The following is a 23532-nucleotide window of genomic DNA, read 5'->3' on the forward strand; positions in this document are numbered from 1 at the left end:
TTACCTCGCAATCATTTGTAGGACGGACTCTTCGGTTGCGCCGAGCGCAGGGGCCTCGCCTGTCACGACACCGTCGCGCACGCCGACGATGCGGTCGGCCATGCCGATGAGTTCCGGCAATTCCGAAGAGATCAGAAGCACTGCTTTACCCGAGCGTGCGATTTCATCGATGAGTTTGTAGAACTCCGTTTTCGCGCCCACGTCGACCCCCCGGGTCGGCTCGTCGAGAATCAGCAACGAAAACGAATGCGCCATCCACTTGCCGAAAACCACCTTCTGCTGGTTTCCTCCGGAAAGCGTCACGACAGGCACTTCCACGCTCGAAGTGGAGACCGCGAGTTGCTTGCACACTTTTGCGACGCGCGCCCGCTCCTTGCGACCGTCGACGAAGCCGAACCGGCAGATGCTTTTCAGCGTGGGTAAGATGGCGTTCTCGCGAATACTCAATCCCAGCACGAGACCTTGAGTCTTCCGATCTTCGGGAACCAGCGCGATACCCGCCTCGATTGCCTGCGAAGGCGATTCGGGTCGGTGACTGCGGCCCTGGAACGAAATGTGGCCACCAGTGACGCTCTCGAGGCCGAAAATCGCTCTCGCAACTTCGGTTCGCCCTGCGCCGACGAGCCCCGCGAGGCCGACGACCTCGCCGGCACGAACGGTGAAGCTGACGTCGCGCACGCGTTGTTCGAGGCGCAAACCCGCGACTTCGAGCACGATCTCTCCGGTGGCCGGCGGTCGCTTATCGGGAAAGCGAGTATCGAGTTCCCGGCCCACCATGAGCCGGATCAATGCTTCCCGGCTCAATTCGCCGACGGGCCGTGTGCATACCGAGCGGCCGTCCTTCATCACCGTGCAGGTATCGCAAAGATCGAAGATTTCATCCATGCGATGGGACACATAGATGATCGTCACGCCCTCGCCGGAGAGTTTTCTGACTACGTTATACAGCAACGTCATTTCGTGGTCGGACAGCGTTGCCGAGGGTTCATCCATGATCAGCACCCGCGCCGATATGGCCAATGACTTGGCGATTTCCACGAGTTGCTGTTCGGCGACAGAAAGCGTACCAACCCGTCGACGCACATCGATCGGCGCACCGATGCGCTCCAGTAGCGCCTGCGCCTCCTTGCGCATGAACTGGCTGTCGAGCAGTCCGTTTTCGATCCGCTCGCGTCCGAGGAAGATGTTCTCCGCCACGTTCAATCCCGGTATCAGATTGAACTCCTGGTAGATAGTCGAGACCCCGGCGCTAGCCGCTTCGCTCGGCGACTGTGGCGCGTAAGGCTGTCCGTCGAGCAGCAACTCCCCGCCGTCCGGTGCAATCGCGCCACTCAGAATCTTGATGAGGGTCGACTTGCCTGCTCCGTTCTCTCCAACCAATGCGTGGACGGACCCTTTGTTGCAGGTGAAGGCGATCTGATCGAGCGCACGCACGCCCGGGTAAGTCTTGCTGATTCCTCGTACTTCAAGGGCATTCATCGCGCACCTCTTGGGTTGACGACGCTGACAAAGCGCTCGTTCAGGCGACCTGCAACTGGATCTTCAGTACGCTTTTGTCTTCGGCGAGACGCGCAAAGGCGTGATCGACATCCTCGAGCCGATAGATCGTCGTCAGAAACGGCGCAACAGCGATACGTTTGTAGCCGAGCAGTGTCGCGGCCTCGTGCATGTCGTCGCCCATTCCCGCTACGCTCGCCTGGACGCCCTGCTCGCGCAGAACGAAATCGAGCGCTGAAATACGGAATGTGTGACCCGGCTTCGCGATGCCGAAGGCAACCACGCGACCACCCGGACGGATCAGCGCAAGTGCCCGTTCGTAGAGTTCGGTGAAACCAACGCTCTCGATCGCGACATCCACACCTCGTCCATCGGTGGCGGTCCGCACGGTGGCCTCCAGCTCCGCTGCATCAGTCACAACCAGGTCCGCGCCCAGCTCTTTGGCCAGTTGCGCGCGCTGCGCATTCGGCTCCATGACCACCACCGGCGCCGCTCCCGAACGCAGCGCAAGTTGCAGGTGCAACTGACCGATCGGACCTGCACCAATGATCAGGACACTCTCGCCAAGACGCAGATGACTCTTGCGAAATGCCCGCACGATGCACGACAACGGTTCGACCATCGTGCCTTCTTCGATCGGCATCGACGGCGGCAACGGAACGACCGCATACGCCGGAACACGCACGTACTCAGCCATGCCGCCGTTTGCATGGATCCCGAGTTGCAGCATCTGCGTGCAGTTCAGGATCTCGTTCTTGCGGCAATAAAAGCAGCTACGGCAACCCAGATTGATATCTGCGGTCACCGGCTGACCGACACGCAGTCCCTTCACATCGGAACCGATTTCGGAAATCGTCCCGGAAAACTCATGTCCTGGAATGAGCGGCAGGCGATCGGCCGAGTAATTACCGTTATAGATATGCAGATCGGTGCCGCAGATACCGCAGCGCTCGACCTTGATCAATACATCGGATGCACCGCATTCCGGAATCGGCACATCGCGCAATTCGAACTGTCTGGGGGCAACTAGTACAGCAGCTTTCATGGCTTTCTCGCGAACGGTGAACGCAGGGACGAAACGCCCCCTCCGCCATGGCGGACCGTGGCAGCATTGCTTGTTGAGTTTGTCCCGTGTCGCGTAGATCGTGAGTGCGCGGCAACGGCTCGATCGACCCTACTGTGGCGTCGGCGCATCCTCGCGGATCAACCCGCGGCGCTTCAATTCAACCCAGAATTCCGCTGGGATGTCGGCGCGGAATGTCTGAAGGTTGTCTTCCAGTTGCGCCACAGTGCGCACGCCGGGGATGTTGGTCGGAATCGCCGGATGGCCGAGAACGAATTGCAGCGACGCGGCCTTGAGCGGCACCGAGTATTCCCGGCAGACCTGCTCGATCTTGCGCACGCGTTCCAGAATCGCTTCCGGTGCGGGGGCATAGTTGTACTTCGCGCCCGGCACCGCGCCCGTCGCCAGAATGCCGCTGTTGTAGCCGCCGCCAAGAATCACCGACACCTGCTTCTCTTCGCACAGCGGCAGAAAGCCGTCCAGCGCATCCTGCTCGAGCAACGTATAGCGGCCAGCCAGCAGCAGGCAGTCGAAATCCTGCTGGCGAATCGCTTCGTGCGCGACCTGCCACTCGTTAACGCCGAGACCCACCGCTTTCACCACGCCTTCGTCGCGAAGTTTCAGCAGCGCTTTGGACGCACCCTTCATCGCCGCATCGAACATTTCAGGCTGGCGCTCGCCATGCGTAAATACGTCGATGTCGTGAATCAGCGCGATATCGATATGCTCCAGCGCCAGACGCTGTAGACTGTCCTCGATCGAGCGCATCGTACCGTCGTAGCTGTAATCGAATACGGGCTCGAACGGCAGGCCGTCCACCCACGGCTCGAAATTGATCTCCGCGCGTTTGCGCGGCTTCAGTAGCCGCCCTACCTTCGTCGAGAGCACATACTCCTCGCGCGGATACCAGCGCAGCCCCTGACCGCAACGCGCCTCGCTCAGGCCGTGCCCGTACATCGGCGCGGTGTCGAAGTAGCGCACGCCTGCGTCCCACGCGGCCTTGATCAGCGTCGCGGAATCCTCTTCGCTGATCGGCCTGAAGATGTTGCCAATCGGCGCCGCACCAAAGCCCATCACGGTTGTCTCGAGCCCTGAACGCGGCCATTTTCGCTTTACTACCGGATCCATCTTCTATCTCCTGTATCGACCAGAGTCAGCGCTATAGAGGAACTCTGGATTCATTCAAGGCATATGCGGCAAACACTTTTTTACTTACTCATCGGCCACTTTCGTAACTCACCGGATAGTTACTTCGAGTAGATGTTAGGCTTCGCTGGAATATCGATCAAGCGGGTTTTCCCTAGATTTACCGCTGTATATGCGAAACATTGTGACGCGGCGATTACAGCATTCATACGTTGGAAGGAGTCAGGCCATGAGTCGTAGAAATGCGGCCATCGCTTCAACAGAACATTCGAAAAGATGGCGACCTGGATGTACCGTGAGACCGCTCGCTTTGGCCGCGTTCAACAGCGGCGTCTGCTCGGGCTTCATGATGAGATCGGCAACGACCGCTTGCTGAGCGGCACCAGTCAGATCGATCGGCGAGGGATCTCCGGCGCGCATGCCACATGGGGTCGCGTTCACGATCAGGTCATGCGTTGATTGTGCGGATGCCACGCCTCGACGTATCGACGTAGTGCTTTGGCGCGACCTTAGGGCGTCTTCGAGACGTGCCAGCGATCCGGGATCGGCGTCGTAAAGGTCGATCGACACAGCGCCAGCATCGACTAGCGCGTGCGCGACCGCCGTGCCTGCCCCGCCGGTTCCAACCAGCAACACCGACTTTCCCCGCACGGAATGCCCACATGCAAGTAGACCTCTTACGAAACCCGTGCCGTCGAACATGCCCCCCGACCATGTACCGTCCGCTTCCCGGCGCAGGCAGTTCACGCCGCCCGTTTGCCGGGCCGAATCGGACAAATCCGCCGCATGTGCAGCGGCAGCAAACTTGTGGGGCACCGTAACGACCACCCCCGCCAGGTTGACGATATTGCGGAGGCCGTCGAGAACCGCACCGAGTCGAAGCGACGGCACATGCAATGGAATCAGCACGGCACCCACTGCATGACGTTCGAATAGCGCATTGAACAACTGGGGTGATTTCGCCTGCGCAATGGGGTCACCCAGAATGGCGACGATTTTTGTTTCGCCATCGATCTGCATCAAAGCCTGCCTCCGTGTCCATGCGCGATGCGTTCGATCAATCGTTGCACGCGCAACCCATCGTCACCAACGACTGCCGGTGCCCGACCCTCCCGGATCGCAGCACAAAAATCACGGATCAGCTCGCGATGTGCGACGTGAGGAAAATCCATCGGCTTAGCACCGAAGCCGGTCGAAGACGGATCATCGAATTCGTGCGTCCCGCCGTTCTGAAAGAACACCCGCAAAGCCCCGCCCTCGAGCACTGCCGTGCCGAGCTTGCCGACCAGTTCAATGCGCTCGGGAAATCCCGGAAACGCAGCAGTGGTAGCACGCACGTAGCCGGCCACGCCATTTTCGAAATTTAACGCGGCGCTTGCGAAGTCCTCCGCTTCCATCGAGTGCAATAGGGTGGTCGCAGTCGTCCCTGCTACCGATGACACGTCACCTGCCAGCCACATGAGTAGATCAAGAGCGTGGATCGCTTGCGTCATCAGTACGCCGCCGCCATCGCGTGCGTAGGTGCCCCTGCCCGGTTCATCGTAGTAGGACTGCGGGCGCCACCAGCGCAGATCGAGTCCCGCGTAAGCGAGCGGGCCAAGCGCTCCGCCATGCACAAGAGCGGCAAGCCGCTGGACTGCCGGACGAAAGCGGTTCTGAAATACCACGCCGAGCCGCACATTAGCGTCGCGGCACGCTTGCACGATCCGTTCTGCGCGTTGCGTCGAGATATCGAGCGGCTTCTCCAGTAGGACGTGTTTGCGGGCAGTCGCGGCCTGCAGCACGAGATCAAGATGCGTGTGCGGCGGTGTCAACACCAGAACGGCATCGACTTCGGGATCTTTGAGCACCGCCTCGAACGATTCGCCGAGCGGAAAGCCATACCGGTCCTTAAACGACTCCAGCCGTTCGCGCGAGCGGCCCACTACCCCGACCACCTCGACTTCCTCACGCAAATCGTTAAGCGCAAGCGCGTGAGGCGCAGCGGCTAGCCCGACGCCAACGATCGCAATCCGGGTCTTGCGCATGTCGGGCTCCATGTGGGTAGCATCAAACCGAAACGGTCAGTTCAGGCACCATGTCGAACAGATCGCCCACCAGACCGTAATCGGCGACGCTGAAAATCGGCGCTTCCGGGTCTTTGTTGATCGCGACGATCACTTTCGAGTCCTTCATCCCGGCCAGATGCTGGATCGCGCCGGAGATACCGACCGCGACATACAGCTGCGGCGCGACGATCTTGCCGGTCTGGCCGACCTGATAGTCGTTCGGCACGAAGCCTGCGTCCACTGCTGCACGCGATGCACCCAGCGCTGCGTTCAGCTTGTCTGCCAGCGGCTCGAGAACCTTGGTGTAGTTCTCGCCGTTGCCTAGACCACGACCGCCCGAGACGATGATCTTCGCCGACGTCAGTTCCGGACGGTCCAGCTTCGTCACTTCACGGCTCACGAAGGACGAGATGCCGCTGTCTGCCGCCGCTTCGATCTTCTCGACCGTTGCGCTTCCGCCAACAGCCGCCACAGCGTCGAAACCGGTCGAACGAACCGTGATGACCTTGATCGGGTCAGCCGATTGCACCGTCGCGATCGCGTTGCCTGCGTAGATCGGGCGCTCGAACGTGTCAGCGCTGTCGACTGCGGTGATATCGCTGATCTGCGCGACGTCCAGCTTCGCGGCGATACGCGGCGCGATGTTCTTGCCGTATGCCGTTGCCGGCGCGAGGATGTGCGTGTAGTCCTTCGCGATGTTCAGCACCGTCGCTTCGACGTTTTCCGCGAGGCCCGCTTCGAGTTGCGGCGCGTCGGCGAGCAGGACCTTCGAAACGCCTGCAATCTTCGCTGCCGCATCCGCTGCGGCTTGTGCGTTGTGGCCTGCCACCAGCACGTGAATATCCCCGCCAATCTTCTGCGCCGCTGCGATCGTGTTCAGCGTCGCGGCCTTGATCGATGCGTTGTCGTGTTCTGCGATTACAAGATTAACCAGATTCGTCATTTCGTCCGTCTCCTCACAGCACCTTGGCTTCGGTCTTCAGCTTCTCGACCAGCGTCTTCACATCCGGCACCTTCACACCGGCGGAGCGCTTCGGCGGCTCGACAACCTTCAGCGTCTTCAGGCGCGGCGTGACGTCGACACCCAGGTCTTCCGGCTTGATCGTTTCCAGCGGCTTCTTCTTCGCCTTCATGATGTTCGGCAGCGTCACATAGCGCGGCTCGTTCAGGCGCAGATCGGTCGTGATGACTGCGGGCAGCGTCAGCGACAGCGTTTCAGCGCCACCGTCCACTTCACGCGACACCGTCGCCTTTCCGTCGGCGACGACAACCTTCGAGGCGAACGTCGCCTGCGGCAACCCGGCCAAAGCAGCCAGCATCTGGCCAGTCTGGTTCGAATCGTCGTCGATCGCCTGCTTGCCGAGAATGACAAGCTGCGGCTGTTCCTTATCGACCAGCGCCTTCAACAGCTTGGCCACCGCAAGCGGTTGCAACTCCGTGGACGATTCGATCAACACAGCGCGATCCGCGCCAATCGCCAGCGCCGTACGCAGCGTTTCCTGCGTTTGCGCGACACCGCAAGAAACCGCCACCACCTCGCTAACCACGCCGGCTTCCTTCAACCGCACCGCTTCTTCAACCGCGATCTCATCGAACGGATTCATCGACATCTTCACGTTCGCGATGTCGACGCCCGTGCCGTCCGATTTGACTCGAACTTTCACGTTGTAATCGACCACTCTCTTGACTGCTACTAGCACTTTCATTTCGTCACCACCCTTCTCCGCCAGATTGTCCATGTCAGTCCAGACTGACCGCACTTGGACCTATTTGATGACCAACACCTTTGAGCGATCGAAAGCGACCGTCACCGCGATAATCAGAATCACGCCGAATACGATCTGCTGTGCGAACACGCTAATGCCGACAAACGTCATGCCCACACGCGCCACCGACACCAGCAACGCGCCGATCAACGTACGCACGATGCCACCCGAGCCACCCGTCAGCGCCGTTCCCCCAACGATCACCGCTGCGATTGCCGGCAACAGAAACTGATTGGCCAAGGTGGGCGAACCGCTGCCGAGACGTCCCGCCATTACGACGCCGGCGAGTCCTGCAAAAAAAGACGAGGTCGCAAACACCAGGCATTTCGTCACGGAAACCCGCACGCCTGACGCGATGGCGGCGGGCTCGCCTGCGCCGATCGCATCGGTGTGACGGCCGAACACAGTCGAACGATGCAGAAACCAGCAGAACGCAAACACGGCGACTGCCAGCAGGATCTCATGCGGGATGCCGAACGAGGTCCCCGTCGTCCAGCCCAGAGAAGCGTTGCGCATGTCGTCGCTGATCGCGATGGAACGCGTACCTGACAGCGTGAGCGCCGCAGCCGATGCAATGCCGCTGATCGCAAGCGTCGCGATGAACGAGGGAATACGCAGCACGGTCTGGATCACGCCACTCAACAGGCCAATCCCGAACGACGCGGCAAGCGCGATGACTGCCGCCCATGCCCCGTAGCGAGGCAGGAACAGCGCGACCATCACGCTCGCCAGCGATGCAACCGCCTGCAGCGACAGATCAATGCTTCCCAGCAGCACCACAAAGGTTGTGCCGGCGGCCATGATGAACAGCGTTGAACTGTCCGCGAGCAGTCCGAGTTGAGTCGACAACGCCATGAAGCCCGGCTCGGCGATCTCGATCAGCACGTACAACGCCACGAGCGCAGCGAAGGGCGCATTGTCGCGAAGCGTCGCCCTCGAAGGTGATTTCAGAAATGACATAGCAGCCTCACACCATATGTTCGACGATATCGACCTGCGAAGGCTTCGAGCCCACTTCGCACGGCAGAACTTTTTGCGCACGGCCATCACGCATCACCATGATGCGGTGGCTCAGGCCGAGAATCTCTTCGAGCGTGTCGCCAGTCAGCACGACCGCAACCCCTTCAGCGGTCAACTCGCGAATCAGTTGATAGACTTCCTCTTTGGCGCCCACGTCGAGGCCGCGGGTCGGATGGTCAAGCACGAGAATTCGGCTGCCGGCGAAGCGCCATTTCGCGAGCACCACCTTTTGCTGGTTGCCACCCGAGAGATTGCGACAAGAAGCTTCCGGTCCCGGCGTCTTGATGTGCAGACGCTCGATCCACTCGTTGGCAATCTTGCGCTCGTTCCCTCTGCGTACCACGCCGCCCCGGCTCACCGCCTTCAGTCGCGGCAATGTGAGATTCTCAGCAACGCTCATCTGCGTCACGAGCCCTTCCACCTTGCGCTCGCGCGGCACGTAGCCAACGCCTAACGCGACCGCATGATTCGCCTGGGCCTTGAGCAGCGTGCCGCCGATTCTCACTTCGCCGGAATCGAGCTTGTCCAGACCGGCGATCACGCGGCACAGTTCTTCGCGCCCCGACCCGACGACACCCGCCACACCGAAGACCTCACCCTGTCGTACCTCAAACGACACATCGTTCAACGCATGACCGAGCGACGCATGTCGAACCGATAGCGCCACTTCATCGCGACACGGCTTTTGCAGGTTCTCGCGGTAGTACTCGCCGTTCATCGAACGACCCACCATCAGTTCATGAAGCTGCTTGACAGAGGCCTGCGCGGAAGCCATTTCTGCCACGACCTTGCCGTCTTTCATCACGTATACGCGATCGCTCAGCGAAAGCAGTTCGTCCAGACGATGCGAAACGAACACGAACGACGCACGCGACTTGAGTTCGCGCACCAGTCTGAACAGAATCTCGATCTCGGCGGCTTCCAGCACGGAAGTCGGCTCATCGAGGAGAATGATCGGGGTGCCGCCGGTGCGGCTCGCCAGTGACAGCGCTCGCGCCAGCTCCACCATCTGCCGCTGCCCGAACGAGAGGTCCTCGCAAACCGTCAACGGATCGATGTCGAGATGCACGGTGGCGAGTTCAGCCTGAGCGGCGCGCTTGAGCTTCGGCCAGTTCATCCGGCCGAACGTCGTGAAATTTTCCTCACGGCCAAGAAACAGGTTTTCGGCGATTGTGAGGTTTGGCAGGATCGATTGTTCCTGATACACCATCGCAATGCCCTTCGCCGTCGCGTCGCGAGGATTGCGAATCACAAGCGGCTGGCCCGACAACGTGATTTCGCCTGCGTCCTGGCGGTAGGCGCCAGTCAGCAGTTTCATCAGCGTCGACTTGCCCGCGCCGTTCTCGCCAATCAGGCCGACGATCTCATTAGGCCGCACTTCGACCGAAACGTCATCCAGTGCGAGCACGCCTGGGAAGCGCTTTGTGATGTTCTTGAGCTTCAGCATATCGAATCTCCCTGGGTCACTTGACGATGCGCCGGTGCGAGCGATTGAGCGCAAGCGTGACCGCAACGATGATCAGCACGCCCTGAATGCCCTGTTGCACGTATGGCGGCACGCCGAGCAGCACCATGCCGTTGCCGAGCACCACCACGATCAACGTACCGATGAGCGTGTTCAACGGGCTGCCGTTGCCGCCCGCGAGCGAAGTGCCGCCGACGACGATCGCCGTGATCGCGACAAACAACTGGCCGTCGGCGATGAGCGCATGGCCCTGCCCGTATTGCGCGACGGCAAGGATGCCGGCCACGCCATAAAACGCGCCCGCGAGTGCAAAGATCGCAATCCGCACGCGCCGCACCCGCACCCCGTTCAGACGCGCGAGATCCTCACCGCCGCCGACTGCCAGCGCGTGACGTCCGAGCAACGTATGCCGATGGACAAACCACGCGATGGCGAGCGCGAGCAAGCCGATCCATACCGACAACGGCAAACCCACGTAACGCGTAATGGCGATCGAACGCAATGCCGTATCGCTCACGCGGATTGTGTTGCCCGATAGCCATGCCGTTCCGATTCCCGTTGCCACAAAGCCGACCGCGAGCGTGGCAATGAAAGAAGGAATGCGCAGAAACACGTGGAGCATGCCGTTAGCGAACCCCAGTGCCGTGCCGGCCGCAATCGCGACGGCCAGCACCCACAAGCCATGGTGATTATCGTTGTACGAATTCTCGACCAGCATCGACACAGTGATGGCGGACACCGCGACAATCCCTTCCGCCGACAGGTCGATGCTGCCGAGTTGAATCACGAATGTTCCACCGAGCGCGATGGTGAGCGGAATCGCCGCAGACACCGCGATTCGCGCCAGATTCATCGGATCGAAGAAATCGTGATTGAATGCGCCGATACAAAGGCCGAGCGCCAGCAAAACCAGCAGCGGCGCAAAGCGCTGCAGCAGGGAATGCATCGACGTGAATCCGAGCCCGGTTGTTGTTGTGCTTACGGCCTGCCGGGTAGGCGCTGCGGTTAGTTTGCTCATCGATACACCACGGGGCCCGCGACACGGGCGTAGAGGTTGTTCCAATCGGCGTTCGGCGCTGTTGCACGCGCCATCACCGTCTGTACGTTCGATTTGTTCACGAGGGTCGCCTTGCAGAACGATTCACGCTGATCCTTAGGCAGCGACGCAACCTGTAGCTTCTTCTGCTGCGCCTGAAGACCCATCGAGAGACCGATGCCGCCGAGCCAGTACGGATCCCAGTCGACCGTAGTCACGAGTTCACCCGCCTTGATCGCGGCGAGCCCCGGCTGCGTGCCGTCCATACCGGAGACCGGCAGTTGCCCGGCAAGCCCTTCTGCGCGCAGCGCTTCGATAGCACCCAGCGCCATGTCGTCGTTCGCCGCCCACACGCCCTTGATTTTCGAGTTGAAGCGCGTCATCCACGCCTGCATGATCGGGAAGGCTTTCTGCGAGTCCCAGTCCGCCACCTGAAAGTCCAGCAACTGGATATCCGGGAATTTCTTCAGCGCCGCCATCAGGCCCGCCTTGCGCTCGATGGCCGGCACGTTGCTGAAAATGCCGCCGATCGCCACCACGCCACCCTTGCCGCCCATCGCCTTGAACAACTCGGTCGCGGTCGATTCGCCGTACGCCACGCCGTCGAACGACATGTGCGCGACGTAGTTCGGGTTGAAATCCCACGGATGCAGGTCCTTGGGTTTATTCCAGATCGTCGTGACGTACGCGCCGGCTTTCGAACAGGCTTCGACGATCACGCGCGCGTCGGCGGAGTCGTTCGGGTCGACGTTCAGCACGAGGTTGCCGCCGGTCTTTTGCAGCAGCGCGCGAATATCCGCAATACCTTTTTCCGAGCTGCCTTCGGTTGTGAGCGGCACGTACGGCAGCCCGACGCTCTTCGCGAAGTTCTGTGCGCCCTTGTTGAACGCGGTGTAATACGGGTTGGTCAGCGAGCGGAACGAGCAGGCCAGCGTGGTCTGTCCCGCGCCAAACGAAAGCCCCGACATGCCACCGCCCACGGCGGCAAATGCCGCACCCGCGCCGAGCTTGATAAAGTCGCGGCGCGAAACGCCTGTGTGTTGATCCTGTTTCGACATGATGTCTCCTCCAAGCCAAAAGAACCCTTGCAACAGGGATGGTTATAAATAACCGGATATTTATGAATAATCCAGAATAGCCCGATTTTCAGGCCACTCTTTATCGCTCCGCCTCGCCTCCTGTCAGACCGCCGCGACCGAACTCTCGCGCGCGGCGCGAGCCGGCATACCCGCGAGCCGGCCAATCGCGGGCGCCGGTATGGCGACCAGACCGCGAATCAGGTCCGCGGCTTTTTCCGCGATCATCAGCGTGGGCGCGTTCGTATTCGAACTGACGATGCGCGGCATCACCGATGAATCGGCGACACGCAGTCCGGCGATACCATGCACGCGCAATTGCGGATCGACAACCGACAGTTCGTCGATGCCCATCTTGCAGGTGCCGACGGGGTGGTAACCAGTGCGTCCGTACTGCTGCGCGTAAGTCTCGTACTCGGCTTGCGTGCGCACGTTGCCGCCCGGGAAGTGCTCGCTTTTGATGTATTTGCTCAGTGCCTTCTGACTCATGATTTCGCGGCTCTGACGGATACCGTCAACCGCAACCTTCAGATCGTACGGATCGCGGATATAAGCAGGATCGATCACCGGTGCGTCGGCGGGATCGGCACTGTGCAGCGTGACGCTGCCGCGACTGCGCGGCCGCAGGAAATAGGAGTTCAGCGTGCAACCCGAACCAGACGGCACCGGCGGCACCCCGGCTTCGACGCCGGCTCCGGGCAGGAAGTGAAACTGCAGGTCGGGCGTTGGCACGCTGCTGTCCGAATACCAGAAGGCGCCGCCTTCGGCGATATTGGACGTGACCGGTCCCTTGTTGAAGATTTTGTATTCGAGGCCGGCTAGCAGCATCATGTGCTTCTTCGAATACTTGTCCAGACTGTACGCGCCGTTCAACTCGTAGACGATGTCGATATCGAAGTGATCCTGCAGGTTCTGTCCGACACCGTTCAGGACATGCACGGGTTTCACGCCGGCCCGCTCCAGATCTTCCGCACGCCCGATACCCGAGAGCATCAGCAACTTCGGCGAGCCGATCGCCCCAGCTGTGACGATCACTTCGCGTTCGGCGCGCGCAATCGTCACGTTCGAGCGATCGTTGTCCGGCGCAAATTCGACGCCGATTGCGCGGCCGTTTTCGATGACCACACGCGAGACGAGGCAACCGGTTCGCACGGTCAGATTGGGCCGGGAGCGAGCGTCGCGCAGATAGCCAACGGCTGCACTGCAACGCTTGCCGTTGCGCTGCGTCACCTGATATACGCCAACGCCTTCCTGCTGCGCGCCGTTGAAGTCGCTGTTGTGCGGCATGCCCGCTTCCTGTCCCGCCAGCACAAACGCTTTGGTCAATTCATTCACGCTGATGAGATCAGACACACCGAGCGGGCCACCAACGCCGTGATACTCGTTGCATAGACGCTCGTTGTCTTCCATACGGCGCAGGTACGGCAGCACGCCGTCGCGAAACCCCCAGCCCGTGCAGCCGTCGCGCTCCCAGCCGTCATAGTCCGAAGGCTGACCCCGTGTGTAGACCATCGCATTGATCGAGCCGCCACCGCCGAGCACACGGCCCTGTGCGAACGGAATCTGCCGCCCTTGTGTTTCCGCCGCCGCCGCCGTGCGATAGCCCCAGGTCAAAGGACCTGCCGTCATCTTGAAGAAGCCAACCGGCATGTGGATATACGGATCCGTATCGGCGGGTCCGGCTTCGAGAAGCAAAACCCGGTTGCCAGCGTCCTCGCTCAGACGCGCCGCCAGCGCGCAACCCGCTGCGCCGCCACCTACGATCACATAGTCATACATTGCTGTCTCCGATACTGTTCTGCAGTCACACTGCCGCGCGCGACTCCGCAATCTCTCAGGCCCGCACAGCGGCTCTCGACGGCCGCTTGTTTGAGCTGGGCCGAATTAGCCGATCCAGCGTGGACGATTGCCCAACTGGACGTGAACCGACTTCAGCTCGGTGTATTCCTCGACGCCGTAGCGTCCCGTTTCTCGGCCGATGCCCGACTGCTTGACGCCCCCGATCGGCATTTCCGGGCCACCGGTGATGGTGCAGTTGACCCAAATGCGGCCGGCCTGCACGTCGCGAAAGCTCCTGATCGCCCCTTGCAGATCACGCGTCCAGATGCTGGCGGCGAGCCCATACGGCACGCCGTTGGCAATCCGGATGGCCTGTTCAAAGGTGTCGAATGACGTGACCGACAGCACGGGTCCGAAGATCTCTTCCTGCGCCAGCGCGCTATGCGGCTCGACGTTGCGGAACATGGTGGGCTGGATAAAGAAGCGCTCGCCTTCCTGGCTCGACGTGCCGCCGTGCACCAGTTGCGCACCGTCACGTTTCCCCGCTGCGATAAAACCGCAGATCTTGTCAAACTGGCGCGCTTCGACAATCGCGCCGACGTGGTTCGACGCATCGAGCGGATCGCCCACCCGGACCTTCTCAAGCACACCCTTGACACGCGCGACGAGTTCTTCTTCCACCGATTGATGCACGACGAGACGGCTGCCCGATACACAGCATTGACCCGCGTTGAAACAGATGCCAAAGGCGATGGCGTCGGCGGCATCGGCGAGATCGGCGTCCGCGAACACGATTTGCGGATTCTTGCCGCCGAGTTCGAGCCCGACCTTCTTCATGTTGCCGCCCGCTGCAGTCAACACCGAACGGCCCACTGCCGTTGAACCGGTGAACGACACCATGTCGACATCCATATGTTCCGCGAGAGCTTGCCCCACCTTCGAGCCGAGCCCGGTCACCACGTTCACGACGCCGTCAGGCAGTCCGGCTTCAGTGAGCAGCGCGGCGAGTTTGAGTGTAGTGGTCGAGGTAAGCTCGGCGGGTTTAACCACCGCTGTACACCCGGCCGCCAGCACGAACGGTAGACGCTCGGACAGAATGAAAAACGGGAAATTCCAGGGGGTGACGATACCCACCACACCGACAGGCTGACGCACGACAAGGCCGAACATGTCGCTGCCCAGGTTGTCGTGCGAATCGCCGTGCGCAATACGCGCCAGGCCCGCAGCGTATTCCCAGATGCCTGCTGCAGCGTTGACCTCGCCGCGCGACTGGCCGATCGGCTTGCCGCTTTCAAGGGTTTCCAGGAAGGCGAGCGTCTCCACGTTTTCCCGGATGAGGCTCGCGGTTTTCAGGAGCACCGTCGCGCGCTGTTCACCCGACAGACGCGACCAGCGTCCATCGTCAAATGCACGGCGGGCGGCAGCCACGGCCACGTTCAGATCCTCGACCGACGCACGCGCGGTGGATGTCACCGGCACGCCGTGGCCCGGACTCTTGCGCGTGACGAATTCGCCGGCGGACGCAAGGTAGTCCTTGCCGTCGATGAACATCGGCGTTCGCACAGGTTCCGACGGAAGACGAAGCGATGCTGCCAGTTCGTTCAGATTGCTCATTCCAGCCTCCAGTATTTGCTCCCACGCGCGCCACGTGACGCATCGCAGGTGTAAGGCAATCGCGCAGCGGCCGCGGTGCCCATGACATTTTTGCGCCCCATTCTGCACCATCCGGTTACTTCCGGGCAATGCTTTTTTGGTCTATAGTCGGTGCCACGACGCGAAATCGACAACGACCGTCCCCACTCATTCATTGCAGCCAAAATCCGTCATGACCCTTGCGAGCACGCCCCCCAGCCGGGCATTGAAAAAAACCGCCGCCAGCGCTGCACCGCCCCGGCAGCGAGACCCCGAAGTCACCAAGGCGCGCATTCTCGAGGCCGCCAAAAAAGAGTTCGCCAAGCTTGGCCTCGCCGGTGGCCGCGTCGAAGCCATCGCCACGCGCGCGAAGGCCAACAAGCGGATGATCTATCACTACTTCGGCAGCAAGGAGGAACTCTTCCAGGCCGTGCTCGAAGATGCGTACGCCGATATCCGCCACGCCGAACAGAAGCTCAACCTCGAACACCTGTCGGCGGAAGACGCCCTGGTTGCGCTCACCACGCATACGTGGAACTACTACCTGAAGAATCCCGAGTTCATGACGCTCGTCAACAGCGAGAATCTTCATAAGGCGCGGCACGTCAAGAATTCCGAGCGGTTCAAGGAGTTGCATCACGGCTTCATCTCGATGTTGCAGGGAATTCTCGACCGCGGCGTGAAGGCCGGCGTGTTCCGCCCCGGTGTCGACGCCCGTCAGTTGCACATCACCATGGCAGCGGTCGGCTACTACTACCTGACCAACCGCTTCACCAGCGGCGTGATATTCGACATCGACTTCATGAGCAAGGAGGCGTTGAAAAATCGTCTCGACTTCAACATCGAAACCGTTCTCCGGCTTGTGCGCGCCTGACTGACGACGCACGGAGCGCCGGGCAACGGCGCTCCGTGGCGCGTGCCCGCTCATCACGCTGCCTGCTCCTTGGGCTTGTCCGCACCGCCCCGGCTGCGGGCCAGCAATGCGTCGTCCACTAGCGGACGAAAGCCCATCCGTGCCAGCACGTCTCGCTCGATATCGACACCTTCGGATACTTCGATCAGCCGAACGCCATTTTCTTCGAGCCTGAAAACGGCGCGTTCCGTCACATACAGCACCTCCTGCCTGGCGATACGCGCCTGCACGCCACTGAACGTAATGTGCTGCACGCGCTCGACGAGTTTCGGCACACTGCCCGGCGACACGATCTTCAGCCGCTCGCCAACCTGCTCGACCTGTAGACCCTTTGCTTCGAAACTGCCGCAAAAAACGATCTTGCGGGCGCCTTGCGTGATGTCGATAAAGCCGCCCGGCCCAACCACGGTCGAACCCAGTTTCGAGACGTTGATATTTCCATCGCCGTCCATCTCTCCCATTCCGAGAAACGAGATATCGACGCCGCCGCCGCTGTAGAAATCGAATTGGTCGACGCTCGAGAGGATCGCATCCGCGTTTCGCGCGGATCCGAACATCGGGCCATCGACCATCGCGCCGTTGTGAATGCCCTGCTCGACCGTTCCCCAGAACGTGCCGAGCCGCCCCGCCTGCGCGAGCAAACCCGGAATACCGCCAGGGATGCCGAATCCGAAATTCGCCGAATGCCCAGCATGCAATTCATGCGATGCGCGCTCCGCAATGATTCGACGAATGCCACCTGGCACTTCATAGAAACCGTCGGCGATCGTCCCAAGCGATTCGCCGCTCAGTGTCGGATCGTAATCGGCGATCGCACACTGCGGCGCGGCCGGCGTCTCGACGAGGGTGTCGACGAGGACACCCGGAATACGCACCAGTCGCGCCGGCACGTGGCCCGCCGGCTCGCGCTCCCTGACCTGCACGATCACATGACCGCCACTGTTGTGCGCAGCCAGGGCCGCCGCGTATGTGTCGAGGTCGACGGGCTCACGACGCAACGTGACATTGCCGGCCGCATCCGCCGATGAACCACGCACGATCGCGAAATCGACCTTGAACGGTTTGTAGCGCAGATACTCACGCCCATCGAGTTCGATCAGCTCAACGAGATTCTCGGTTGCGCGCGCATTAATCTTGCCGCCGTCGATACGCGGATCGACGAACGTACGCAGCCCGACGTGCGTGACGAGCCCCGGCCGTCCCGCTCCGATTTCGCGCAGCAGTGTCGAGATTGCGCCCGCCGGGAAGCTATACGCCTCGAACGCATTCTCTTTCGCCATTTGCTGCATGGCCGGCGACCAGCTCCAGTGTCCGCCGATGACGCGCCGCACCATCCCCGGGTGAGCGAAGCGGCCAAGACCGCTGCCCTTGCCATCGCCAATTCCGAGCGCGTGCACCACCGTCAAATCCCGTGGATGCCCAGTTTCGAGAAAGCGCTGCTCCAGTTTCGCGAGCACGGCGTCCGGCTCGAGCATCCCGCCGCCGTTACTGGCCAGAGCGATGGTCGCCCCATCGAAGATCTGCTCGACCGCATCTTCGGCTTGCATCCAGTTTTTCAAACTACCCTCCTGTCCGATCGGCCACAAAGCTCGTTGACATCGGTGATTCGTTGGTTTTAAATAACCACCCAGATGGTTACTTGTTGGCAATGTTGGCACACGAAACGATGTAATTCAAGCAATGAAACCCGATGCTCGGGTTTACCTGCACGGCACAAACCAGGCACAAAACAGGTGCCCATCACGAGGACGGAGACAGCATGAAACTCTCAGAAACGCATCAGCAGATTCGTGAAACCACCCGGCGCTTCGCTCAGGAAGTGATCCGTCCAGTCGCGGAGGAACTGGATCGCGAGGAACGCTTCCCGGCGGAGATCTACGCGCAGATGGGCGAATTGGGCCTGTTCGGCATCACGGTGCCGGAAGAGTTCGGCGGCGCCGGACTTGACGTCACGGCATACGCACTCGTGATGGAAGAACTGTCGCGCGGCTACGCGTCCGTAGCGGACCAGTGCGGGCTGCTCGAGCTGGTTGGCACCCTTCTTTCCGTCCACGGTACCGACGAGCAACGCGCGACCTACATGGAGCCGCTGTTGCGCGCGAAACTGCGGCCGGCGTATTGCATTACGGAAGCCGACGCCGGCACCGATGTCTCCGGCATCCGCACGACGGCGACACGCACGAGTGCGGGCTGGGAACTCAATGGCGCCAAGCTCTGGATTCACAACGCTCCCGTTGCCGACGTGGCATTCGTACTCGCCCGGACCGATCCCTCGGCGGGCAAGCGTGGAATGAGTATTTTCATCGTGGACTGTTCCTCGGCGGGCGTATCGAAGGGCCCCAAGGAGCACAAGATGGGGCAGCGAGCATCGCAGGTCGGCGAACTGAATTTCGACCGGGTGAAGTTGCCGCGCGACGCGCTGCTCGGCACGGAAGGCCGCGGCTTTCACATGATGATGAGCGCACTCGACAAGGGCCGTGTGGGGATCGCCTCGCTGGCGGTAGGCATCGCGCAAGCCGGGCTCGAAGCGGCGCTCGAATACTCGCAAACCCGCAAACAATTCGGCAGCCATATCGCTGAGCTACAGGGCATTCAATGGATGCTCGCGGATATGGCGACAGATATACAGGCCGCGCGCCTGCTCGTCCTCGACGCCGCCGACCGGCTCGAATCGGGCGACCGCGCAAGCATTGCATGCTCGATGGCGAAGTGCTTTGCGGGCGATACCGCCGTCAAACACAGCGCCAACGCCGTGCAGATTTTCGGCGGCAGCGGCTACATTCGCGGCTATGAAGTCGAGCGCCTGTATCGGGACGCGAAGATCACGCAGATCTACGAAGGCACCAACCAGATCCAGCGCACGATCATTGCGCGTGATCTGCTTGCCAACGGAGCCTCGCTATGAACGCTCGACCCATTGCCCTCGTCACCGGCAGCCGGCGCGGCATCGGACGCGCAATCGCGATCGAACTGGGCCGCGCGGGTTTCGACGTCGCACTGACCGATGCCGTGGCGTCGGACGAACTCGACGACGCCGTGAGCGAGGTTCAGAAGACCGGCGCACATGCGATCGCAACGCTCTCCGACCTCGCGGACATCGATTCGCATGCGGCAACTTTACGCGCCATCGAAGCCGCGCTAGACGGTCAGATCGACTGTCTAGTGAACAATGCAGGTGTGTCCGTGATTTCGCGCGGCGACCTGCTCGACGTCACCCCGGAAAGTTTCGACCGCTGTCTTGCGGTGAATACGCGGGGTACGTTCTTTCTCATGCAGGCATTCGCGAAACATTGCCTGGCGCGCCAAGGCACTGCCGTCGCAGCGCATCCGTCGATCATCACGATCACGTCGTCCAATGCGATCGCGGCGTCGCCTTTGCGCAGTGAATATTGCGTATCCAAGGCCGGGCTGTCGATGGGGAACACGCTGTTCTCGTTGCGGCTCGCCGAACACGGTATCAGCGTATATGAAGTACAGCCCGGTCTGATCGAGACCGAAATGACCGCGCCATCCCGCGCGCGCTATGACGCGCAGATCGAACAGGGACTGACCGCCATCAAACGCTGGGGCACGCCGCAGGAAGTCGCAACCACCGTACGCACGCTTGCCACCGGTGGCCTCCCTTACAGCGTGGGCCAGGCAATCCGTATCGACGGCGGCCTGCTCGTCACCAAATACTGAGCTACCTATGAACTCGTCAATCACACTTCCATCCGCGTCCGGCACACTGGAAACGTATTTCGTGCAGGGCACTCCGCTCGAAGCACGGCCACCCGCGCGCGAATTCAACCGCATCGCGTACTCGGCTGCACACGTGGTGGCCGATCCGTTGCGCGCCGGTGAGTTGAACGCCGCGCCCGCCATCGACTGGGATCGCACTATCGCTTATCGTCGCTATCTGCTTGAACAGGGGCTCGGCATCGCGGAAGCCATGGACACGGCGCAACGCGGCATGGGCTTGCCATGGAGCACGGCGCTTGAACTGATCACGCGCAGCATCGAAGGCACGCGCGATATCGCTCGGGCGGCCATCGCTTCGGGTTGCGGCACTGACCACATCACGCCCGCTTCGGTGACCAATTGCGACCAGGTGATTCGCGCGTATGCAGAGCAGCTCGAAGCCGTTCAACGCGTAGGCGGGCGCGTGATCCTGATGGCGAGCCGCGCGCTCGCGAAAGTGGCTCGCTCACCGGACGATTACCGTCGCGTCTATCGCGAAGTGCTCGCCATGTGCGATCAACCGGTGATCCTGCACTGGCTCGGCGACATGTTCGACCCAGAACTCGCGGGCTATTGGGGTGCAACCGGATTTCCGGAAGCAGCGGAAGTCTGCCTCGACATTATCGAGGCCAATGCAGTCAAAGTGGATGGCATCAAGATCTCATTGCTCGATGAGCAGAAGGAGATCACGTTCCGCCGCCGTCTGCCGCAAAGCGTGAAGATGTACACCGGCGACGACTTCAACTATCCCGCGCTGATCGCCGGCGACGGCACGCATTTCTCGCATGCGCTTCTCGGCATTTTCGACGCCATTGCACCCGCGGCTTCTCAGGCGCTGACCGCCCTCTCTGCGGGCGACGTCGAGACCTTCAACCGGTTGCTGGGGCCGACGGTACCGCTCTCGCGTCACATTTTTCGCGCGCCAACGCAGTACTACAAGACGGGCGTGGTATTCCTCGCGTACCTGAACGGCTTCCAGGATCATTTTTTTATGCCGGGCGGTCACCACGGCATGCGGCCACCTGCTTACCTGGCCGACGTGTTCCGCCTCGCCGACCAGGCCGGCCTGTTGCGCGATCCGGGCGATGCAATCACTCGCATCCGCAAGGTCATGGCGCCACTAGGATGCGGAGACTGATCATGGCCCGATCTGGAGGACCTGTACGGCATATGGTGTTTTGCCGGTTCCGTCACGAAGTGACACCGGCACGCCGCCTTGCGTTCTTCGAGCAGATCCGGCGACTGACGGAAGTACCCGGTATTGCCTTCACCAACTTTCAGAGCGGACCCAACGTATCGCCGGAAGGCTATGGCATGACGTTTTCTGACGGCTTCATGATGGATTTCGCGAGCCGCGACGACTGCTTTGCCTATCTGGCGCATCCCACGCATCAAGCCATTGGGGCACGTCTTCTTGAGGCACTTGAAGACGGTGCACAAGGTCTGCTCGTCTTCGATATCGATCTGGAAACCCATGAGAACCCTTCACGGAAGACTCGACCTGTGCTCCATCAATACCGCAACGCTGGGCCATCGGGAGCCACTCAGTCGCACGATTGACCGTGTTGCCAAAGCGGGCTTTGGTGGGATAGCGCCGTGGCGCCGCGAGGTCGAGGAAGGCGATGTCGCGCAATTGTCGCGGCAGATCAGAGCGCTTGATCTCGCCGTGACCGGCTATTGCCGTTCGACCTATCTGCCGGCAGCGACGCCCGCCGAATTCAATGCGAATGTCGAGGCAAACCGGGCCGCATTGCGCGATGCGGCAATACTCGGAGCACGTTGCTTCGTGATGGTGGTCGGCGGCCTCGTACCAGGTAGCCGCGATCTGGAAGGTGCGCGAAGCCAGGTGGTGGACGGCATTTCAATGCTGATGGAGACCGCACGCGAATGCGGTGTGCCACTTGCACTCGAACCTCTTCACCCAATGTATGCAGCCAATCGCGCGGTGGTCAATACCATCTCACAGGCGATGACGATTTGTGAAATGGTGGACCCGGATCGGTCGGGACTGGTCGGCATTGCGGTCGATGTTTACCACTGCTGGTGGGACCCTGATCTGAGCGCGTCGATCGCGGCGGCCGGCAAGGCAGGCCGCATTATGGCCTTCCATGTGTGCGACTGGTTGCACGAAACCGGCGACATGCTGCTCGATCGTGGAATGATGGGCGACGGCGTCATCGATCTGCCGGCGGTGCGGTCGTGCGTCGAGCAAGCGGGATACAACGGCCTCGTAGAAACCGAGATTTTTTCGGCCGATAACTGGTGGCAACGCGCACCGGATGAAGTACTCGCCATCTGCGCCGAACGTCTGCAGACCGTTTGTTAACGGCGCCACGTTAAACGAAACGAACACACGGAGACACAATGACTGAAAAAATTCGCTGGGGTGTACTGGGTGCCGCAAAAATCGCCGACAACTTCGTCGTCCCGGCTATCCAGCGCTCGTCCAACGGCCGGGTAACCGCCGTCGCCAGCCGCGACCGTAACCGCGCGCAGGCTTTCGCAAGCAAACACGCAATCGACCATGTTTTGACAAGCTACGACGCGGTGATCGAAAGCAGCGAGGTAGATGCGATATATATTCCGCTGCCAACGGCGAGCCACATCGAATGGTGCAAGAAAGCGCTTCTCGGCGGCAAGCATGTGCTATGTGAAAAGCCGATCGCGATGAACAGTGGCGAGGTGCTTGAGTTGATCGCCTTGCGAGACAAGACAGGGCTGGTATGCGGCGAAGCCTTCATGGTTGCGCATCACCCACAATGGGCCTTTGTTCGCGACAGCCTTGCTCAGGGCCTGCTCGGTGAACTCACACTGATCGAAGGGTCGTTCACATACTTCAACGACGATCCCAATGCGCTCAAGAACAATCTTGCCCTGGGGGGCGGCGGAGTCCGCGATATCGGCGTCTATCCCGTCGTGACCGCGCGTCTTGCCACGGGACTTGAACCGGAGCGAGTTCACGCCGAGGTTTTGCTCGATCCGCGTTTCGGTACCGACCGGTTCGCCCGATGCACCGTCGAATTTCCTAAATTCTCGATGGCGTTTTACTGCGGCACGCAACTGTCGCGCCGACAACACATGATCTTTCATGGAACGAAAGGCTGGTTGAGCGTTGACGCCCCCTTCAATCCGGGAGTCTACGGTCCCGCGCAAATTCGCCATCGTTCGGACGAGACAGGTCAAACACGCACCGTTGAGTTCGGCGATGTCGACCAATACCAACTCATGGTCGAAGATTTTGCGAGAGCAGTGCTTGGGCAGAAGGCGAAATTATCTTTCACTCTTGAGAACTCACTCGGCAACCAGCGCGTTATCGATCAGATACTTTTATGACGGTTTAATCGTTAAGCGCTCGACGCATCGACCGATGC

Annotated in this window: 21 protein-coding genes; 7 read left to right on the plus strand and 14 right to left on the minus strand. The window is 60.9% G+C overall.

The genetic code is table 11. The features are described from left to right. From AC57B1_RS22565 to AC57B1_RS22625, 13 genes are all read right to left on the minus strand, one after another. The gene (locus tag AC57B1_RS22565; protein WP_496418719.1) at nucleotides 1-1479 is read right to left on the minus strand and encodes a sugar ABC transporter ATP-binding protein; all 1479 of its coding nucleotides are present in this window, start codon (nucleotides 1477-1479) and stop codon (nucleotides 1-3) included. Nucleotides 1480-1519: 40 nt separating this feature from the next. After that, nucleotides 1520-2542 carry a zinc-dependent alcohol dehydrogenase gene (locus AC57B1_RS22570; protein WP_496418720.1) on the minus strand — a complete coding sequence of 341 codons (1023 nt, stop codon included), beginning with the start codon at nucleotides 2540-2542 and terminating at the stop codon, nucleotides 1520-1522. Between the two features lie 129 nt (nucleotides 2543-2671). Beyond that, nucleotides 2672-3688, minus strand: coding sequence for an aldo/keto reductase (locus AC57B1_RS22575; RefSeq protein WP_496418721.1), 1017 nt, complete (start codon nucleotides 3686-3688; stop codon nucleotides 2672-2674). Between the two features lie 240 nt (nucleotides 3689-3928). Continuing rightward, nucleotides 3929-4726 (minus strand): shikimate dehydrogenase family protein, encoded by a 798-nt coding sequence (locus tag AC57B1_RS22580; RefSeq protein ID WP_496418850.1) that lies wholly within the window; start codon nucleotides 4724-4726, stop codon nucleotides 3929-3931. After that, complete coding sequence (locus AC57B1_RS22585; protein WP_496418722.1) at nucleotides 4726-5745, minus strand: Gfo/Idh/MocA family protein; 1020 nt, start codon at nucleotides 5743-5745, stop codon at nucleotides 4726-4728. Before AC57B1_RS22585 ends, AC57B1_RS22580 begins: the two co-directional genes overlap by 1 nt. Nucleotides 5746-5755: 10 nt before the next feature. Further along, nucleotides 5756-6688, minus strand: a complete 933-nt coding sequence (locus AC57B1_RS22590) for an electron transfer flavoprotein subunit alpha/FixB family protein (RefSeq protein WP_496418851.1) — start codon at nucleotides 6686-6688, stop codon at nucleotides 5756-5758. Nucleotides 6689-6710: 22 nt separating this feature from the next. Continuing rightward, a complete protein-coding gene (locus AC57B1_RS22595; protein ID WP_496418852.1) occupies nucleotides 6711-7460 on the minus strand; it encodes an electron transfer flavoprotein subunit beta/FixA family protein in 750 nt (249 codons plus the stop codon). A 60-nt stretch (nucleotides 7461-7520) separates the two neighbouring features. Beyond that, entirely contained in the window at nucleotides 7521-8480 is a 960-nt protein-coding gene (locus tag AC57B1_RS22600; RefSeq protein ID WP_408355405.1) for an ABC transporter permease, read from the minus strand. Between the two features lie 7 nt (nucleotides 8481-8487). After that, nucleotides 8488-9987 carry a sugar ABC transporter ATP-binding protein gene (locus AC57B1_RS22605; protein ID WP_496418723.1) on the minus strand — a complete coding sequence of 500 codons (1500 nt, stop codon included), beginning with the start codon at nucleotides 9985-9987 and terminating at the stop codon, nucleotides 8488-8490. Nucleotides 9988-10003: 16 nt separating this feature from the next. Further along, entirely contained in the window at nucleotides 10004-10951 is a 948-nt protein-coding gene (locus AC57B1_RS22610) for an ABC transporter permease (RefSeq protein WP_408355399.1), read from the minus strand. Nucleotides 10952-11019: 68 nt separating this feature from the next. Continuing rightward, nucleotides 11020-12099 carry a sugar ABC transporter substrate-binding protein gene (locus tag AC57B1_RS22615; protein WP_496418724.1) on the minus strand — a complete coding sequence of 360 codons (1080 nt, stop codon included), beginning with the start codon at nucleotides 12097-12099 and terminating at the stop codon, nucleotides 11020-11022. Nucleotides 12100-12222: 123 nt separating this feature from the next. Then, nucleotides 12223-13896, minus strand: a complete 1674-nt coding sequence (locus AC57B1_RS22620) for a GMC family oxidoreductase (protein ID WP_408355393.1) — start codon at nucleotides 13894-13896, stop codon at nucleotides 12223-12225. A gap of 105 nt (nucleotides 13897-14001) precedes the next feature. Then, entirely contained in the window at nucleotides 14002-15510 is a 1509-nt protein-coding gene (locus AC57B1_RS22625; protein WP_408355390.1) for an aldehyde dehydrogenase family protein, read from the minus strand. Nucleotides 15511-15754: 244 nt separating this feature from the next. On the opposite strand from AC57B1_RS22625, the gene AC57B1_RS22630 reads away from it, so the two are divergent. Beyond that, entirely contained in the window at nucleotides 15755-16402 is a 648-nt protein-coding gene (locus tag AC57B1_RS22630) for a TetR/AcrR family transcriptional regulator (protein ID WP_408355387.1), read from the plus strand. Between the two features lie 53 nt (nucleotides 16403-16455). Here the strand turns inward: AC57B1_RS22630 and AC57B1_RS22635 are convergent, their stop codons facing one another. Then, nucleotides 16456-17988, minus strand: a complete 1533-nt coding sequence (locus AC57B1_RS22635) for an acyl CoA:acetate/3-ketoacid CoA transferase (RefSeq protein ID WP_408355408.1) — start codon at nucleotides 17986-17988, stop codon at nucleotides 16456-16458. 212 nt (nucleotides 17989-18200) lie between these two features. Between AC57B1_RS22635 and AC57B1_RS22640 the strand changes: the two genes are divergently transcribed. From AC57B1_RS22640 to AC57B1_RS22665, 6 genes are read left to right on the plus strand one after another with little or no spacing between them, the layout of a single operon-like run. Continuing rightward, entirely contained in the window at nucleotides 18201-19346 is a 1146-nt protein-coding gene (locus AC57B1_RS22640) for an acyl-CoA dehydrogenase family protein (protein ID WP_408355384.1), read from the plus strand. After that, nucleotides 19343-20122, plus strand: coding sequence for a 3-ketoacyl-ACP reductase (locus tag AC57B1_RS22645; RefSeq protein ID WP_496418725.1), 780 nt, complete (start codon nucleotides 19343-19345; stop codon nucleotides 20120-20122). Before AC57B1_RS22640 ends, AC57B1_RS22645 begins: the two co-directional genes overlap by 4 nt. A gap of 7 nt (nucleotides 20123-20129) precedes the next feature. Then, nucleotides 20130-21299 (plus strand): dihydrodipicolinate synthase family protein, encoded by a 1170-nt coding sequence (locus tag AC57B1_RS22650; RefSeq protein ID WP_496418726.1) that lies wholly within the window; start codon nucleotides 20130-20132, stop codon nucleotides 21297-21299. A gap of 2 nt (nucleotides 21300-21301) precedes the next feature. Further along, complete coding sequence (locus AC57B1_RS22655; protein WP_408355375.1) at nucleotides 21302-21721, plus strand: Dabb family protein; 420 nt, start codon at nucleotides 21302-21304, stop codon at nucleotides 21719-21721. After that, nucleotides 21636-22487 carry a sugar phosphate isomerase/epimerase family protein gene (locus tag AC57B1_RS22660; protein ID WP_496418727.1) on the plus strand — a complete coding sequence of 284 codons (852 nt, stop codon included), beginning with the start codon at nucleotides 21636-21638 and terminating at the stop codon, nucleotides 22485-22487. The genes AC57B1_RS22655 and AC57B1_RS22660 overlap by 86 nt, the downstream gene beginning before the upstream one ends. Before the next feature lie 38 nt (nucleotides 22488-22525). Beyond that, nucleotides 22526-23494: a Gfo/Idh/MocA family protein gene (locus AC57B1_RS22665; RefSeq protein ID WP_496418728.1), complete on the plus strand. Its 969-nt coding sequence runs from the start codon at nucleotides 22526-22528 to the stop codon at nucleotides 23492-23494. The last annotated feature ends 38 nt before the right edge of the window (nucleotides 23495-23532 follow it).

The organism is Paraburkholderia sp. BGA-UO-ETr-F21, assembly GCF_059567925.1.

Bases quoted from the DNA above. Each gene is read 5' to 3' on its own strand.
- AC57B1_RS22565 (WP_496418719.1), bottom strand. From the start codon at position 1,479: ATGAATGCCCTTGAAGTACGAGGAATCAGCAAGACTTACCCGGGCGTG.
- AC57B1_RS22570 (WP_496418720.1), bottom strand. From the start codon at position 2,542: ATGAAAGCTGCTGTACTAGTTGCCCCCAGACAGTTCGAATTGCGCGAT.
- AC57B1_RS22575 (WP_496418721.1), bottom strand. From the start codon at position 3,688: ATGGATCCGGTAGTAAAGCGAAAATGGCCGCGTTCAGGGCTCGAGACA.
- AC57B1_RS22580 (WP_496418850.1), bottom strand. From the start codon at position 4,726: ATGCAGATCGATGGCGAAACAAAAATCGTCGCCATTCTGGGTGACCCC.
- AC57B1_RS22585 (WP_496418722.1), bottom strand. From the start codon at position 5,745: ATGGAGCCCGACATGCGCAAGACCCGGATTGCGATCGTTGGCGTCGGG.
- AC57B1_RS22595 (WP_496418852.1), bottom strand. From the start codon at position 7,460: ATGAAAGTGCTAGTAGCAGTCAAGAGAGTGGTCGATTACAACGTGAAA.
- AC57B1_RS22600 (WP_408355405.1), bottom strand. From the start codon at position 8,480: ATGTCATTTCTGAAATCACCTTCGAGGGCGACGCTTCGCGACAATGCG.
- AC57B1_RS22605 (WP_496418723.1), bottom strand. From the start codon at position 9,987: ATGCTGAAGCTCAAGAACATCACAAAGCGCTTCCCAGGCGTGCTCGCA.
- AC57B1_RS22610 (WP_408355399.1), bottom strand. From the start codon at position 10,951: ATGCATTCCCTGCTGCAGCGCTTTGCGCCGCTGCTGGTTTTGCTGGCG.
- AC57B1_RS22615 (WP_496418724.1), bottom strand. From the start codon at position 12,099: ATGTCGAAACAGGATCAACACACAGGCGTTTCGCGCCGCGACTTTATC.
- AC57B1_RS22620 (WP_408355393.1), bottom strand. From the start codon at position 13,896: ATGTATGACTATGTGATCGTAGGTGGCGGCGCAGCGGGTTGCGCGCTG.
- AC57B1_RS22625 (WP_408355390.1), bottom strand. From the start codon at position 15,510: ATGAGCAATCTGAACGAACTGGCAGCATCGCTTCGTCTTCCGTCGGAA.
- AC57B1_RS22635 (WP_408355408.1), bottom strand. From the start codon at position 17,988: ATGCAAGCCGAAGATGCGGTCGAGCAGATCTTCGATGGGGCGACCATC.
- AC57B1_RS22640 (WP_408355384.1), top strand. From the start codon at position 18,201: ATGAAACTCTCAGAAACGCATCAGCAGATTCGTGAAACCACCCGGCGC.
- AC57B1_RS22645 (WP_496418725.1), top strand. From the start codon at position 19,343: ATGAACGCTCGACCCATTGCCCTCGTCACCGGCAGCCGGCGCGGCATC.
- AC57B1_RS22650 (WP_496418726.1), top strand. From the start codon at position 20,130: ATGAACTCGTCAATCACACTTCCATCCGCGTCCGGCACACTGGAAACG.
- AC57B1_RS22655 (WP_408355375.1), top strand. From the start codon at position 21,302: ATGGCCCGATCTGGAGGACCTGTACGGCATATGGTGTTTTGCCGGTTC.
- AC57B1_RS22660 (WP_496418727.1), top strand. From the start codon at position 21,636: ATGAGAACCCTTCACGGAAGACTCGACCTGTGCTCCATCAATACCGCA.
- AC57B1_RS22665 (WP_496418728.1), top strand. From the start codon at position 22,526: ATGACTGAAAAAATTCGCTGGGGTGTACTGGGTGCCGCAAAAATCGCC.